The 14,727-nt window shown below is 70.0% G+C and carries 13 protein-coding genes; 4 read left to right on the top strand and 9 right to left on the bottom strand.

The genetic code is table 11. The features are described 5' to 3' along the window. The first annotated feature begins 235 nt into the window (after nucleotides 1-235). Complete coding sequence (locus tag WMF11_RS28420; protein WP_437972928.1) at nucleotides 236-1,390, top strand: FHA domain-containing protein; 1,155 nt, start codon at nucleotides 236-238, stop codon at nucleotides 1,388-1,390. A gap of 13 nt (nucleotides 1,391-1,403) precedes the next feature. On the opposite strand, the gene WMF11_RS28415 is transcribed toward WMF11_RS28420, so the two are convergent. Both WMF11_RS28415 and WMF11_RS28410 read right to left on the bottom strand, forming a co-directional pair. After that, the gene (locus WMF11_RS28415) at nucleotides 1,404-2,570 is read right to left on the bottom strand and encodes a hypothetical protein (protein ID WP_437972927.1); all 1,167 of its coding nucleotides are present in this window, start codon (nucleotides 2,568-2,570) and stop codon (nucleotides 1,404-1,406) included. Nucleotides 2,571-2,674: 104 nt separating this feature from the next. Beyond that, nucleotides 2,675-3,385, bottom strand: a complete 711-nt coding sequence (locus tag WMF11_RS28410) for a hypothetical protein (RefSeq protein ID WP_437902407.1) — start codon at nucleotides 3,383-3,385, stop codon at nucleotides 2,675-2,677. A gap of 146 nt (nucleotides 3,386-3,531) precedes the next feature. On the opposite strand from WMF11_RS28410, the gene WMF11_RS28405 reads away from it, so the two are divergent. Continuing rightward, nucleotides 3,532-4,242, top strand: coding sequence for a hypothetical protein (locus WMF11_RS28405; protein ID WP_437902406.1), 711 nt, complete (start codon nucleotides 3,532-3,534; stop codon nucleotides 4,240-4,242). Nucleotides 4,243-4,301: 59 nt separating this feature from the next. Here the strand turns inward: WMF11_RS28405 and tssG are convergent, their stop codons facing one another. From tssG to WMF11_RS28380, 5 genes are all read right to left on the bottom strand, one after another. After that, nucleotides 4,302-5,435 carry a type VI secretion system baseplate subunit TssG gene (tssG, locus tag WMF11_RS28400; protein WP_437292886.1) on the bottom strand — a complete coding sequence of 378 codons (1,134 nt, stop codon included), beginning with the start codon at nucleotides 5,433-5,435 and terminating at the stop codon, nucleotides 4,302-4,304. Continuing rightward, nucleotides 5,399-7,168, bottom strand: coding sequence for a type VI secretion system baseplate subunit TssF (gene tssF, locus WMF11_RS28395; RefSeq protein WP_437541438.1), 1,770 nt, complete (start codon nucleotides 7,166-7,168; stop codon nucleotides 5,399-5,401). Before tssF ends, tssG begins: the two co-directional genes overlap by 37 nt. 73 nt (nucleotides 7,169-7,241) lie before the next feature. Beyond that, nucleotides 7,242-7,661 carry a type VI secretion system baseplate subunit TssE gene (tssE, locus tag WMF11_RS28390; RefSeq protein WP_272093900.1) on the bottom strand — a complete coding sequence of 140 codons (420 nt, stop codon included), beginning with the start codon at nucleotides 7,659-7,661 and terminating at the stop codon, nucleotides 7,242-7,244. 46 nt (nucleotides 7,662-7,707) lie between these two features. After that, a complete protein-coding gene (tssD, locus tag WMF11_RS28385) occupies nucleotides 7,708-8,193 on the bottom strand; it encodes a type VI secretion system tube protein TssD (protein ID WP_437972926.1) in 486 nt (161 codons plus the stop codon). Between the two features lie 136 nt (nucleotides 8,194-8,329). Then, nucleotides 8,330-8,845 carry an Hcp family type VI secretion system effector gene (locus WMF11_RS28380; RefSeq protein ID WP_437902404.1) on the bottom strand — a complete coding sequence of 172 codons (516 nt, stop codon included), beginning with the start codon at nucleotides 8,843-8,845 and terminating at the stop codon, nucleotides 8,330-8,332. A gap of 507 nt (nucleotides 8,846-9,352) precedes the next feature. Here WMF11_RS28380 and WMF11_RS28375 point away from each other — a divergent pair. Next, nucleotides 9,353-10,270, top strand: coding sequence for a hypothetical protein (locus tag WMF11_RS28375; protein ID WP_437541431.1), 918 nt, complete (start codon nucleotides 9,353-9,355; stop codon nucleotides 10,268-10,270). Between the two features lie 256 nt (nucleotides 10,271-10,526). Here the strand turns inward: WMF11_RS28375 and WMF11_RS28370 are convergent, their stop codons facing one another. Both WMF11_RS28370 and WMF11_RS28365 read right to left on the bottom strand, forming a co-directional pair. Then, nucleotides 10,527-11,219 carry a hypothetical protein gene (locus WMF11_RS28370; protein WP_437541430.1) on the bottom strand — a complete coding sequence of 231 codons (693 nt, stop codon included), beginning with the start codon at nucleotides 11,217-11,219 and terminating at the stop codon, nucleotides 10,527-10,529. Between the two features lie 90 nt (nucleotides 11,220-11,309). Continuing rightward, complete coding sequence (locus tag WMF11_RS28365; RefSeq protein WP_437541428.1) at nucleotides 11,310-12,602, bottom strand: type VI secretion system-associated FHA domain protein; 1,293 nt, start codon at nucleotides 12,600-12,602, stop codon at nucleotides 11,310-11,312. A gap of 203 nt (nucleotides 12,603-12,805) precedes the next feature. Here WMF11_RS28365 and WMF11_RS28360 point away from each other — a divergent pair, with 203 nt between their 5' ends. Then, nucleotides 12,806-14,698 carry a transglycosylase SLT domain-containing protein gene (locus tag WMF11_RS28360; protein ID WP_437972925.1) on the top strand — a complete coding sequence of 631 codons (1,893 nt, stop codon included), beginning with the start codon at nucleotides 12,806-12,808 and terminating at the stop codon, nucleotides 14,696-14,698. Nucleotides 14,699-14,727 lie beyond the last annotated feature (29 nt).

Here is a 14,727-nt window from a genome sequence, read left to right as displayed (position 1 = left end):
CGCGGCTTGAACGCGCGGCGCCTTTTTTCGTGCTTTTTTTCGTGACGACGCCCGCGCCGTAGCGACGGGCGCCCTGCCTCTCGGCGAGCTTGGCGCGCTCGCGTTGCAGCGCGTGGGAGCGGCATCGCATCGCCCGCGCAGCGCGCGCCGAGCTGCGCGGCGTGCTCGCGCGCTCTCGCCAAAGCGCGGCTTTCGCCTCGACGGATGTCAAGCGAATCGGTAGCCTCGAGATCGCATGAGGCCGTGTCCGAACTGCGCGTGGATGCTCAAGGAGACCGACGCTGCCTGCTCGATGTGCGGTACGAGCGTGGCGGGCGCATCGCCTGGAGCCTCTGTTCCGGTCGCGCCTCCGCCGGTGCAGGCGGGGGCTGGCGCCTATGCTCCGCCTGGCCCGCCGGGCTATCCAGGGCAGCCAGCCGTCGCGAGTTATGGCGGCGCGGCGTCGCCAGGCTACGCGGCGGGGGGCGCGCAGGGCGCCTATCCGCCTCCTCCTCAGGCCTACGGGGTCGGGGGAGGCGGGCTCGCGGTGCCGGCATCGCCGGGCGGAAGCGTCCCCTTCTCGACGGGGGGGGAAGCTCCCTTCCCGGTCTCCCCCTGGGCCCGAGCGGCGCCTTCCGCGGGGCTCACGTCGCAGCCGGCGTCTCCTCCGATGAACGCGCCGGGCGTCCCGCCGGTCCAGCCGGCGCTCGGGGCACCGGGGCCAGGCATGGTGCCTGGCGCGTCGATGGGTGGCGCGATGGGACAGCAGCCCGTGGCGCCGGCGCCAGTCTTCGGCGCGCCTCCGCAGATGGTTGCGCCCCCGCCGATGGTCGTGCCGACGGGGGCGCCGGGGCTGGTCGCGCCGCCGATGGTGCAGGGGGGGGCGGTCGCGCCGCCGCCGATGGTGCAGGGGGGCGTGGTGGCGCCGCCGCCGATGATGCAAGGGGGGGCGGTCGCGCCGCCGCCGATGGTGCAGGGAGGGGTGCCGATGGTCGCTCAGGCCAGGGCGCCTGCGATCGTCGCGCCGCCGATCGTCCAGGGGGCGGTCTCGGGCGCGGTGCCGCAGATGTCGGCGCAGCCTGCGCGTGTCCTCGTCGGCTTCATCGTGACGTTCCAGAACGATCCCGGAGGCAGCTTCTGGCCGATCTACAGCGGCCGGACGCAGGTGGGGCGCGCCGGGGCGGACGCCGCGACGGAGATCGGGCTCGCGGATGCGAGCGCCTCTTCACGGCATGCGTCGATCCACGCGGATCCGACGACGGGTCAGGTCTTCATCGAGGACGACGGCTCGCGCAACGGCACCTTCGTCAACGAGCAGCGCCTCGGACAGGGCGAGCGCCGGCAGCTGCGCGACAACGACCGGCTGCGCCTCGGGAGCACGACGTTCGTGGTGAAGGTGCTGGTCGCCTGAGCGGAGAGCGAGGCTACTGGCCGTCGGCGCCGCCTGCACCGCCAGTACCATCTGCGCCGCCGGCGCCACCCGAGCCGCCGGTGCCGGTGCCTTCCGTGGGCCCTGTGCATTTGGAGAAGCCATCCACGATGAGGCACTCGAGCCCATCCGAGCAATCATCGCCGCCCCTGATACACGACTGCCCATCGCCGCACCGCGCTTTGCAGAGCGCGCCGCCACAGTCGATGTCGGTCTCCGTGCCGTCCTTCACGCCATTGAAGCAAAGCGGGAGGGCCGCCGGGATCTCGCAATTGAAATATTCCACCACCTCAGCCGAGGGGACCGCGTCGGAGCCCGCTCCACCATCGCCCCCGCCGCCAGTCCCCTCACTCCCCCCAGGCGCAATGATAGGTGGGTAGTGGATGCTGAAGGAAATGAAACCATTGTACTCATCGAGATCGTTGGGGTCCGCCTCCGGGGGGGGCTGTTTGCCTAGGCTCGTTTTGAGTATGGCCCTCGGAAGGAGCGCGTCGTAGCCGCCGCACTTCGTTTCGGCCTCGAGCCGGTTGAAGTGGTACTGCGTGCCCTCCGAGCAGCTCAGGTCGAGTGTTGCACGGCCTTCCGGCGTGATGACGGTCACTGCACCGCCGTCCACGTCGGCAGCCTCGTTGCCGCCCCCGCCAGCGGCGCCACCACCGCCGGCACTTGCGTTCTCGCATTGTGGGATGGTGGCGGCACCGCCGATACCATCGGCACCGCCGCCGCCACCACCATCACCACCGGCACCGGTTCCATTCCCGGTCTGGACGCATGGATTGATGGTCACCGAGTAGCTGAACTCCCCCGAGTACGTGAAGGCGCCGCATTCCTGCGCCTGGGCGTCGAGGCGCTTGAATGCGATGCTCTTCGGAGGGAACGCGGCGATGTCGAGCGGCGGGTCGAAGACGACCTGACCTCCCTCTCTGAGGAAGCATATGTCGAGGGTTTCGCGGCTGGCGAACTGGCCGCTGGGCCCGTTTCCTGCGCCAGGTGCACCGCACCGATTCAGAACATCGGCATGAAAATCCGCGTAGCAGTTGCTGCTGTCTTCGAGGAACGCGCAGACGTCATCGAATTCCTCTGCGCAGCCGGGCACGGAGACGGCTGCGGTCACGGCGAGGATCGGGGCAACGGCGGCGGTGAGCAAGACGTAACGGCGCATGGGCGCAGTCTACGCGTTCTCGCCGAGCGTGGGCCAGCTTCGCAGAGGTCTGCAGACGGCGCGCCGGCGGCGTGCGTCTCCGCCCCGCGCGCCGCCAGCTCCCCTCACAGCTCGGCGTAGGGCCCGGGGACGACGTACGCGTCGTCGTTGGCCGCGTACGTGAAGACCCCCCAGCAGACGAGCTTGTACTTGATGGCGAACGCCATCGCCTCCCTCAGGTTCGCCTTCGGCGCGAGCACGGCGAGGTTCGAGCGACGGACGCCCCACCAGCCTGGCCCGTGCTGCAGCACCGCGTCGTGGAGATCCTGCGTCGCGTGCTTGGAGTCCTCGAGCACCGCGAGGCGCAGGCGGACGAACGACTTGTCGCGCGCGGGGAAGTCGAACCAGTACAGGTTCGACCTCGCCAGCTTCGGGGTGATGCTCCCGGCGCCCTGCGCCGCGAGGAAGCGGCTGAGATCCTCGGGCGAGAGCTTCTGGGTGACCGGGTGCGTGTCGACGCCGCTGCACGTCTCGGGGCCGATCTTGAACTCACCCAGCGCGAGCGGCGCCTCGGGGCCGTTCTCGGGAGTCAAGAGGTACCGATCGATCGCGGGCAGATCGTCCGGGTACTCCACGCCGGCGTCGATGCCGCTGCACGCCGGGGCCCCCAGCGCAAGCGCGAAGGCTGCCGCGAGCGCGGGGCGCCGGGGCGCGCGGCGGCTAGACGCCGGACGCTCGTGGCCCTGGCTCGTGCGGGTGGAGGGGGGGCTCGGCGCGCTCGCCGCCGGTGCTCCGGCGGGCTCGCCCTTGCGACTCGGTTTGCTTTCGTTGGACATGTCTCTCTCGCGGCACGGGGTGCCGCCTCGATCGGCGGGCGCAGCGCTGCCCGGGCCGGGCAATCATTCAATGCCGGGCACCCCGAGGGCAAACTCCTCGGCGAACATTTGGCTGGCGTGCCCTCGCTGGCCTAGAGTTCCCCCCGATGAGGCACCTCGGAATGCCGACGCTCGCGCACCTCCCCGCCTTCCGCGCCCGCCATCCGCTCGCCGCCGGAGCAGCGGGGCGCGCGGGCGTGGCCTGCGCCGCCGTGGCCGCGATCGCGCTGCTCGCCGGCTGCGGCGGCTCCCCGACCGCCCCCAAGCAGGACGACGTCTTCTACCTCCACGGCGCGGCCGGCTCCCTGAGCAAGGACTCGAGCTTCGAGGTGTACTTCCCGCCGCTCGACGCGCCGGCGACGGACCGGGTGCCGCGCCGGATCGGCGTGGGCCTCATGAACGGCGACGTCCGGATGAGCCGCCCGATGGACTGGAACGTCGGCGGCGCCGACTACACGCCCGAGCGCCGCTTCATCACGTACCAGTCCCCGCGGCAGTTCCTGTTCTCGATCTACGAGCGCATCGACAGCCCCGAGGATCCGTGGCCCGACGTGCTCAAGCGCTACGAGGCGGACCTCGAGGAGCAGGGCGCCGAGATCCTCTCCGGCCGCGCGCCTGTGGCCACGGCGAACACGCAGGGGCGCAGCTACCTCGTCAAGGCGAAGATCCCGTCGAAGCCGATCTCGGATGCCTTCGCCCACGAGATCCTGCTCCGGAGCCCCCGCCGCATCCTGCTCGTGCAGATCGTGCACCACGAGAATGTCGACGCGAACGCCGACGAGATCTCGGCCGCGCTGCAGAGCCTCACCGTTTACTGAGCGCAGGGCGAGCCCACGGCGCGAGCGCCGCCGCGCGTTCCGGCGGCGCGCGGCCTCGGTCACATCGGCGGGGGCTCGCCCCGATCGTCGTCGTCCTCGTCGTCGCCGCCCGCGAGGTGCTTGTCGTCGAGGGGGATCGTGATCACGAGCCGCTCCGCCGCAGATCCGCCGATCCACGCGGTGCGCTTGAGCGTCGCGGCGCGCGGCGAGCCGAGCTGGAACCGCGGCGCCTCCTCCGTGTCGACGTGGATCTCGAGCATCACGTCGTGGATGCCCGGCGTGAACGTCTCGATGACGCCGCGGACCAGATCCTGCCGCCGGCCCCCGGGCAAGAAGGAGAGGTACTCGTCGTAGCCGACCGGGCCGAGCACGACCTTGTAGCGGCCGGAGCCGTCGAACACGTAGCGCCCCAGGGTCAGGCTCTCGCCCAGCTGGTGGTTCATCACGCCGAGCTTGTTCCTGAACGGCTTCTCGATCTTCGTCCAGTGGCCGACGAACTGCTCGATCTTCACGCCGATGTTGCCGAGCATCTCGGACAGCACCGTCTCCAGGTTCCTCGCCGAGCGCGACTTCGAGGCGAGGACCGACGCGTAGCGGAGGAAGAAGAAGCGATCGAGCGGCGTCTCGTAGCCGCGGAAGCCGTCGATGCCGACCGCGCAGAGCATCCGGCGCGAGAAGGGATCGGCGCCCTGCTTGCGGTACGTGACGGGCAGGCGGTACTTCGTCCACGCGCGGTAGAGCAGCGACAGGAGCCGGTGGTGGAAGACGTCGAGGAGCTCGCGGATCGGCTGCGGGCCGCCCTGGTAGTCGGCCTGCGCGATCTGCTCGATGAAGTACGCCGGCAGCGGCGACACCGAGCCGTACAGGGCGAGGAACGTGGTCGAGACGCGGGCGCGCTCCACGCCGTCGGCGGCCTTGACCGGCGCGAGCTCGCTCACGTCGCTCGAGGCGAAGATGAGCGAGGGGTCGCCGCGCAGCCGGATGCGCTCGTCCTGCACCGGCCCGAGCTGGCCCACCGGCGGCGCGGCAGGGAAGAGCCGCTCGAGCAGGTAGATGAGGCGGTAGTACGAGAAGCGCGGCGCGGTATCCGCGAAGCGCCGGAGCGTCTCCAGCGCGACGGGGTCGGCGCTCGCGGCGCCTCTCGGCGCAGCCGGCTTCAGATCAGCGTCAGGCTGCCGCTCTTCGGGTCCCATTTGTGCACCACGCGTGTATTCGTGCCGGTGACCGTCAGCTGCGTGAACGAGTTCAGCGAGACGTAGGATCCGAGCATCTCGTTCAGGATGCTCGCGAACAGGTACATCTCCCCCTCGCCGACGAACCCGCCCTCGTCGAGCTCGATGTCGACCGCGACGCCGCGCACCGGCGCCCCTCGGTACAGCCGATCCGTCGGCCGCACCCGGATCGCCTTGATCGCGGCCAGGCGGAGCTGGTTCGCGCGCGCCGCCTGACGATCGACGATCGCCTGAAAGTTGTAGAGATCGACCGTCGCTCGGAGCACCTCGAGCTCGGTGATCGAGCGGTAGCTCATCGCCATGTGCGCCAGCACGCGCCACTGCAGCTCGCGCCCGAGCGGCGGTGGGAGCGGCGCGGTGACGCCGGTGAGGTTGGTGAAGCTCGCCACCGCGGGTGAGGTCGCCGTCGGCACCCTGAGATCGCCGAGCTTCAGCTGCGCCGGCAGGCGGCGGTTCGTGCTCGTCGCCTCGATGCTGATCACGTCGAACTCGGGGAGGGCCCCCGCGTCCTGCGGGGAGCCGAACGAGAGGTACATGTCGATGCCGTCGCCGATGGCGGCCGGGCGGAGGTGCGCCTGGTAGAAGATCGTCCGCGCGGCGGCCTCGGGATCGAGCTCGTGCTGGAAGCTGAAGAACGAGGGGATCTCGACGCGCTGGCTCGTGCGCCGGGCGATGCCGACGACCTTGTCGATGCTGTGGATCTCGAAGGCCGCGGGCGCCGCGCCCGCCGGGCGGCAGAGGTACTCGTGCTTCGTGGCCTCGGGCTTGATCGGATCGCTCGTGTGCTCGAACAGGTTCACGACCGGCGAGCAGAACAGCCGGATGTTCTCCTTGCCGATCCGCGTCCCTGGCGGGAGCCCGTCCCTGAACTGCAGCAGGATCGCGAACCGGTCGGAGATCCGCTCCGCCGAGAGCGCCTGCAGGCCGGTCACCTCGAAGAACGCGAACTTCTGCGGGAGCGTGAAGAACTCCTGCAGGAGCCGGAACCCCGGGTAGACCGTCTTCGGGTACGGGATCAGCGACTCTTCATCGGAGAAGCCGGTGAGCCGCACGGCGCGCGCCGGGAGCGACGCGATCGTCGTGTCGCGCCCCGCGGCGTCCACCGCGGCCAGCGCGACGGTGTCGACGTGCGCCCCGACCCAGAGGCGGAGGTCGTCCTGCAGCCTGCGCTCGCCGTGGATGTAGAAGCGCAGCGAGGAGAGCGACAGGCCCGACAGCGCGGCGCCGCCGGTCAGGCGGAGCTCGATGCGGAGCGTCTGCGCGAGCTGCGCGCCCGTGTCGACGCGCACGTCCTCCACCGCGAGCGGGACGAGCTCGACGTCCTGCGTCGTGCGGAACCGGCACGAGACGCCGTCGACCGGCACCGACCCGACCTCCGCGTGCCGAGCGACGACGAGCTTCTCGCGCACCACGTTCGGGAGCGGCGTGAACTCGATGATCGAGGTCGCCGGGATCTGGCGGAGGTAGTGCGGAAAGAGCAGCGACGCGACCGAGTGGATCACCTCGGGGAGCTCGTCGTCGAGCTTCTGGCGGATCTTGCCGGTCAGGAACGCGACGCCCTCGAGCAGGCGCTCGACGTCGGGGTCCCCGCCCTTCTCCGCGAGCATGGGCGCGATCCCGGGGTAGGCGGCGGCGAACTCGCGCCCCAGATCCCTCAGGTAGGTGAGCTCGTCCTGGTAGTACTTGTTGAACATCCTCTCGCCACCGCCAGTCGACCGCCGGGGCCGAAGGCTGTCAACCGCCGTGAGCCAGGCCGCCGGGCGGGGGCTACGTCATCCGGACGTTGCCGCTCTGGTCCACTGCAGCGCCGAGCCGGAGCGCCTGCCGCCGGCCGTCGGGAAAGTGGATCTGCGCGGTGATCTCGAACTCGAGGACCATCGACTGGATCGCGTCGGTGCGCAGGTGCCGGACCTGCACGTTCTTCAGCCGCGGCTCGTAGGTCTGGATGCAGTTCTTGAGCGAGCGCTGCACCAGGCCGATCGCCTCGGGGAACTCATGCAGGACCTCCGAGACCTCCATGAGGCCGTAGTCCGGGCAGGTCAGCGAGCTCCCCTGGCGGGTGTTCAGCATGTGCCCGAGGTGCGTCAGGATGGCCGACTCGAGGTCGTGATCCCGGTAGGTGTGCCGCTCCGTCGAGTGCGGGTCGGCCGCGTGCGCGATTCGGGTGAGGAGGGAAGCGCCGGCCACCGCGGGATCGTAGATCAGCTCGCCCCTCGAGCGGAAGCCCGCCCGCTCAGCGCGGGGTGAGCCAGTCGTCCTCCGCGGAGGCACCCCCGTCGTTCCAGGTCCAGACGACCTTCTGGTACGTGAACGCGACCTCCTCCTGCTCGGGCAGGCGCGATTGCCCCGGGTTCCTCACGTTGAGCATGTGGAACTGGATGCTCGAGATGTTCGCGTTCGTGAGCTGGACCGTGAAGACAGGCTTCTCGACGCCGATCGCGATCGACCTGTAGAACTGGAGCTCCCAGCGGGGGATGCCCTCGTTGTGGCTGAGGATGCTGAGGAGGAGCGGCGTGGACCGATCGAGGTCCTTCGTGACGATGAAGGGCTTGTGCATCCGCTTGCCCGTCGGGCGCCCGGTGACCGGGTCGCGCGGCCCTACCAGCGAGTGGAACACCTCGGTGACGAGGATGCTACCTTCTCGCCCCTTCTGGGTGACGGAGCCCCTGATTTCCCCTTGTCTTTCGCCGACGAGTCTGAGGTAGGCGCTGAGGGGCATGCCAACATTCTGAGCTTGCTGCGCGTGATGGCCATGCCTGATTTTGAGGAACCCCCTGATGCCCCAACGTCAGGACGACAAACGCAACCGGGCGACCCGAAGGTCGCCCGTGCGACGAGACGTCAGCAGCTAGGCGTCAGCTGCCCTGCGGCGTCTCCCAGTCGTCGTCCGCCTGACGCGCGCCGTCGCCGTCATCGAACGACCACTCGATCTTCTGGTACGTGAAGGAGACCCGCTCGTACTCCGGCCGATCCTTGGCGCCGTCCCCACCGCGCGTGTTGTCCATGTGGAAGTCGATGCTCGCGACCGTCGCGTTCGTGAGCTTGACCGTGTAGTGGTTCTGCTCCTTGCCGACGTTCTTCGATGCCGCGGTGCCCGGCGTGTAGAACTTGAGGGTCCACTCCGAGATGCTCTCGTTGTTGACCAGGGCGTTGTAGAGAAGGGGGGTCGACTTATCGAGCTCCTTCGTGATCACGAAGGGCTTGTGCTGGCGCTTCCCGCTGGGCAGCCCGGTCGCCGGGTCACGCGGGCTCACGACCTGATGCTGCACCGCGATGACAGCGATCGACTTCTCGCGACCCTTCTGGGTGACCGAGCCATCGATCGGGCCCTGGGTAACGCCCTTCAAAACGAGGTGAGCTTGCAACGCCATGATCAAATGCCTCTTCCTTCAAGAACTCGCCGCCTGGGCTCAGTCTACGCCCCATTGCGCGCTGGCAGACGGTGCGCTCCGTCGGGACTAGGAGTTCAGAGACGCAGAGATAAGACTCTTATCGTATCTCTACCCCTGTCTCTCTCAGGGAGTCCAGAAGGTAACTCCCTCTTTGGGAGCGTCAAGACTTTTGTGTCCGGGAGCAGCGCGGGTTTCTTGGCATTCGGTTCGCTTTGGGTTCGCGTTTGGTTCCTGAGCGCGCGCAATATTCCGTCACGAAGCCATCGCTTCCATAAGAGGACGCGGGCGTGTCCATCGCGTTGCGGGCGTGTGGGGAACGTGACGATGCGCAGGGCCACGGCGTGATGCTGGCATGCGCGCGACCGCCGACACGGAGAACGAGGCGGGCTGGCCGGCCACGGCCGTTGGCCGGCCATGGCCGTTGGCCGGCCAGGGCGTTAGGTCGCGAACTCGCCTTGGCGACGCCTTGCATGATACGAAGAGCGCGTGAGCATCGTTCGCTTCGGCTCCGTCGTCGGCCTGGGGCTCGCCGCCGCCCTCGCGGGCTGCGGATCGTACCCAGAGCAGCCACACGGCGAGCTCCAGACACGCAAGCAGAATCCGATCCCCGTGTGCACGACCCAGCTGCCGCCTGCGAAGCGCGGGGCGGGCGGCAAGGCGGCCGTCCGCACCCTCGACCCAGACCAGTGGCTGAGCGTCGTCATTCCCGGCTACAGCGAGGAACGAGGGATCGGGCCGACCGACGTCGACTGTACCGGCCAGTACGTGTTCGCCAACGAGACCCTTCGCGGCGGCATCTCCAAGTCCGGCTGGCCCCGCAAGATCGACCCCGACGAGGTCGAGATCCGCTCCGGGCCGGAGGGGCTTCGCGCCGTGTGGGTGCGCGTCCTCAAGTTCGAGAACGGCGACGAGGGCGGCCTCGTCGCGCTCGTGCGAGCGGCCGGCGATCGCGCGGACGTCTACGGGGTCGGCAGCTTCCGCGCGCCCGCGAAGGGGACCAAGCTGTCCCCGGTGCGCCTCGGCAACGACAACCTCGTCGTTGCCGAGACGAAGGACTGCCCTGATCCCGACGACTGCCGACAACGAGCGCACTTCTACCTTGCGCGAAGGGGACGGCTGATCGAGGCGGCGTCCGTCGACCTGGAGCGGACGGCGGTGGTGCCCTCCGTCACCGAGCGCGGGCTCTACGCCCGCTACGTGCTGCGCACCGACGTCTCCTACAAACCGAACGGCATTCAGCTGCTCGAGCAGGTGCGGGTGAAGATCGTGAAGCACGACGACGGCAACCGCGACAGCGACCGCGAGCTCCGCCGCGTGGAGTTCCAGCGATTCCTCCGGGTGGAGCGGGATACGCTCTTCTCGTCGAACGATCCGCTCTGGGAGCGCGTCGTCGGCCAGGACTAGAGCGGCGGTCGCCCGCTTCGGATACGGGCCCACCTCGACGTTTTCGGTGCTCAGCGCACAGGAGTGCGCTTGCGCGCCGAAAACGCCGATCTGGGCCCGTCTCCTGTGCGGGTGACCGCCGCTCTGCGACGCTCGTACCAGGGGCGGGCGGAAACTGCTGAAGAGCGGCGGCCGAGGCCAGGGGGGCGCGGGGGCGGGCGGCCCCCGCGACCCCTGGCTGCTCCCGCGAGCGGAGGGAGGCGTACCGGAGAGGCGGCTACCAGCAGAACAGCGCGTTGCCGTAGCCGCAGTTCGGGCGCTGGAGCATCGCGTAGGCGGTGCCGACGGCGAGGCCGCTCAGGAAGCCGGTGACGCCGCCGATCGCGATCTGACCGGCGTTCTCGTGCGGCCGCGTGTCGCCGGGGGCGACGCCGCGGGCGATGGTGGTGACGACCGAGGCGGTGAGGGGGAAGGCCACATTGCCGATGAAGGCGCCGGCGTTGAAGCGGCCAGACGAGTAGCGGAACGTGTCGACCACGAAGATGCCCGTGCCTGCGCCCGTCGCGCCCCAGGAGGCGAACGCGTGCGTCGACGGGCCGCCGAACGACTCGCAGCCCGAGTCGGACACCGCCGCGTTCGTCTCGTCGATCGAGCAGCCAGGGCGCGTCGACTCGAGCGCGTTCTTGATCGGCAGGTCCACGAGCAGCGTCAGCGCGGTCATCGTCATGGCGGGCGCCATGACCGAGAAATGCCAGCGCCCCTTCCAGCCGACCGTGGCCTCGGGATCGCTGTAATAGACACGCGGCATCAGGAAAACGACGGAGCTTCCCAGCACGAGGCTCACGTCCGAGACCGTGGCCCAGTTCTTATCGCGTTGGACCGTCGTCTGCGCGGCCGCCTCGCGCGGGGCGAGGAGGCACGCGGCGACGGCCAGACAACCTGCTGCTACGACTTTCTCCCTGATTCGCATGAACGGCGCCTCGCGTTCGGCCGCGCCTCCGGCGAAGATCGGCGAGCCCAAGGCGCGGCTCGCCGCGCGAAGCCCCGCCGTTTTGGGGCGCTAGCGTTTGTTCGGATTCCCAGAGCCGGGGAAGCGGACGATGCTCCGGCCTCCCGACTCGCCGGACGACCCATAGTCCTCTGCGGCGGTCGCAGCGTACGCCCGAGAGAACTGCTCGCCAAATATTTCCCGAAAAGTCTCCTTGTCCTCCCCCGAATAGTCGCCGTGGCGGCGCTCGTAGAGCTTCCAGAGCTCCTCGTACTTGTTCGAGAACAGCCCGCCTTTCTTGCCCGCGCGCTCGAGCTTCTCCTCGAGCGTCTTCGGGGAGAGCTTGACGAGCAGCGACCTCACGCCCCCCATCACGCCGTTCAGGAGCGCGATCTGGTGGCTCATGACATCCACGAAGATCTCGTGGAGGTGCCGCGCGGCGTCCGGGCCCCCGACCGGCGTGAGCAGGACCGTGCCGAGCTCCTTCGCGTCCTGCGCGTTCGCGACCTTGTCCGTCTCGGCGGAGCGATCGCGCGCCAGCACCTCGGCCTCGAACTCCTGGTAGCCGTCGCGCAAGCTCACGAAGCACTTCAGGAAGACCTCCATCGTGTCGCGGAGCCGCCGCGCGAAGTTGACGATGCCCGCGACATCGTCCGGGGGCTTCGCGCCGGGCGCGAGGGCGCCCGCCAGCTCGGAGAGCGCCGCGAACGCCGCGTTCGCGGGGGCCAGCTCGCCGAGCGTGCGGTAGTCCACGCCGTAGTACTGAGAGATCTTCTGAAAATCCCGCTCCGCGAGCACGCTCGGGTGCTCCTCGCCAAGCCGGCGCAAGTAGCTCTGGCGCGCATCGGGCGGGAGGCGCGCGAGGTGATCCCAGATCATCCGGTAGACCGCGGCCCACGCGGTCCGATACGCCTCCAGGTACGGGACCACCTGACGCAGGTAGGGGTCTTCACCGCCGGGAGCGGCGCGTTTCTGCGGGCTGATCAGCGCGGAGAGGTTGTCTCCGCCCGTGCCGAGCAGCGTGCCGTCGTTCGGGCTCTCGGACTTCAGCGGCGCCTCGATGATGGCGAGCCGGATCTGGATCGGGCCGATCGTGATCTCCGGCTGGCCGGTCACGTCCACCGAGGTGTCGCGTGCCAGCCGGTGCCCCGCGAACATCGTCCCGTTGGTGGAGCCGAGGTCGCGCACGAAGATCCGGCGATCGCGGACGTCCACCGCCGCATGGAACTGGGAGATGTAGGGCCGGTCGATGTGAAGGTCGTTCAGCTGATTCCTGCCGATCCGGACAGGGAAGCGCTCGAACGAAACGTCGAAGCTTTGGTTGGCCTGGGTGTCGGACACGCGGGCCGAGAGCGCCGCCGGCATGGGGGCAGACTAGCAGACCCGCTCCGCCGGACGGGAGTGCCTGACGTCCATCCGCACCCTGCGGCCCGCCAGTCTGCGTGCAGCCCACCCAGAGGCCACGCCGAGGCCCGAGAGGGCGCCGAGGCCGACCCCCCAGCGGCGCGCCGAGCCCGGCTCGCCCGGGCCGGTCGGTTTGTTGACCGGTTTGCCTACATGGTGCGACGTTGAACCACACACCAATGAGCCTCGTCCACAAGATCCCTCCCCTGGTCTCGGCCCTGGCGTTTGGCTACGGGGTCGGGATGGCGGCGCCCCAGTCGGCGATCACGTCGGTCCAGTCGGCGGTATCGACCTACCAGCTGGGGGCAGCGCGGGCCACGGCGCCGGTCGGGGCGCTCGCCGCGGCGCCGCCGCCGAGCGCGGCGCCGGCGCGCGGGCTCGACGGCCCGGCAGCGCCGCCGGGGGGCGAGTCGCGGGAGCTGTGGCGGCTGCGCGAGGCCGCGGGGCGCGACGCGCGGGAGGGCGCCGCGTGCGAGCTCGATCGGCCGAGCTACTCGAGGCCGCCGCGCGCGTTCTCGGCCGAAGGCAGCTACGCCGACGACGTGGACGACCTCGACTCGGCCGGCGCCGAGGCGCTCTCGAAGCTGCAGCTGCCGGACCTCCGGCTCGCCGTGTCGCGCCGCACCCTGAAGTACGTCCGCTTCTTCACGCGCACCGACCGCGGGCGGCAGATGTTCGAGACGTGGCTGAAGCGGAGCGGGCGCTACCAGGAGATGATCCAGGCCGAGCTCAGGGAACGACGGCTTCCGGAGGATCTCATCTGGGTGTCGATGATCGAGAGCGGCTTCGACCCGCGGGCGAAATCGCCGGCGGGCGCCGTCGGGCTCTGGCAGTTCATGCCCGCCACCGGCGCGGTCTACGGGCTCCAGCAGACGCGGCACCTCGACCAGCGGAAGAACCCGCGCCTCGCCACGCAGGCGGCGGCGCACCACCTGCGCGATCTCTACCTGCGCTTCGGCAGCTGGGACCTCGCGCTCGCGGCCTACAACATGGGCTACGAGCAGCTGCTCGACCGCATCGATCGCTACGGGACGTCCGACTTCAACGAGCTGGCGCGCCAGGAGGCGATCCCCTCGGAGACGGCCGCGTACGTGCCGAAGATCGGGGCGGCGGCGATCGTGGCGAACAACCTGGAGCGGTTCGGGTTCGATGAGGTCGCGGTGAGCCGGCCGATCGACGCCGCCGAGATCGCGGTGTCCCCGGGGACGCCGCTCAAGACGCTGGCGAAGGCCGCCGGCATCGGGACCTCGACGCTGCGGAAGCTGAACCCTGACATCCTGGGGGACCGCGTGCCGCCCGGACGGGGAGACTACCTCGTGATGCTCCCGCCGGACACGCTCGCTCGAGCGCAGGCCGCCCTGCCCGCGATGCTCTCCACGGAGCTGCTCTCCACGGACGACGCGTCGATCCTCGATCCGGTCGATCTGCTCGGCGGACGCGACTTCGCGCCGCGGAGGGGGAGCCGGGACGACGAGAGCCTGCTCTCGCTGCTCCCGAAGCCCGCGCGGAAGCGGACGGCCGAGACGGCGAACGCGGACGACGACGACCGGCCTGCGCTCGGCAAGCGACGCTCGATGCGCGATCCCGTGGCCACGTCCTCGCTCGACGACGGCGCGGAGGGCTCGTCCGACGACGACGCTGTCGACGTCTCGCGCGCCCCGCTGCGGACGCGCGCCGCGCGCGGGCAGTCGCGGTCCGCGCGCGAGGTGATGCTCTACCGCGTCGCGCCCGGCGATACGCTGATCGGCGTGGCGCGGCAGTTCGTCATAGACGTCGAGGACGTCGCGCGCGATAACCGTATTGAGCCGGACCAAAAGCTCCGCGTCGGCGCCCTGCTCAAGCTGCGGATACGGCCCGACATGGTGGACCGCGTCGCGGCCGGCGAGCCGCTCGCCGCGCAGGAAAAGGACGACAGCGCCCACGACGCCGCGCCGGCGCCGCGAGGCGACGCGACCCGCGGGGGGGCCAAGCCGGCCGCGCGGGAGCGCGGAGACGCGAGCGGGGCCGAGGGCCGCGCCCCGGAGCCCGCGGAGAAGAAGCGCAAGGGGCGAGGCTGACGAGGCGCTTTCGGACGAGGGCGCGCCTC

The organism is Sorangium sp. So ce295 (assembly GCF_051527405.1).
GTDB lineage: Bacteria > Myxococcota_A > Polyangia > Polyangiales > Polyangiaceae > Sorangium > Sorangium cellulosum_B.
Note: the sequence above shows the minus strand (reverse complement) of the source record. Positions and strands in the feature narration are given on the sequence as shown.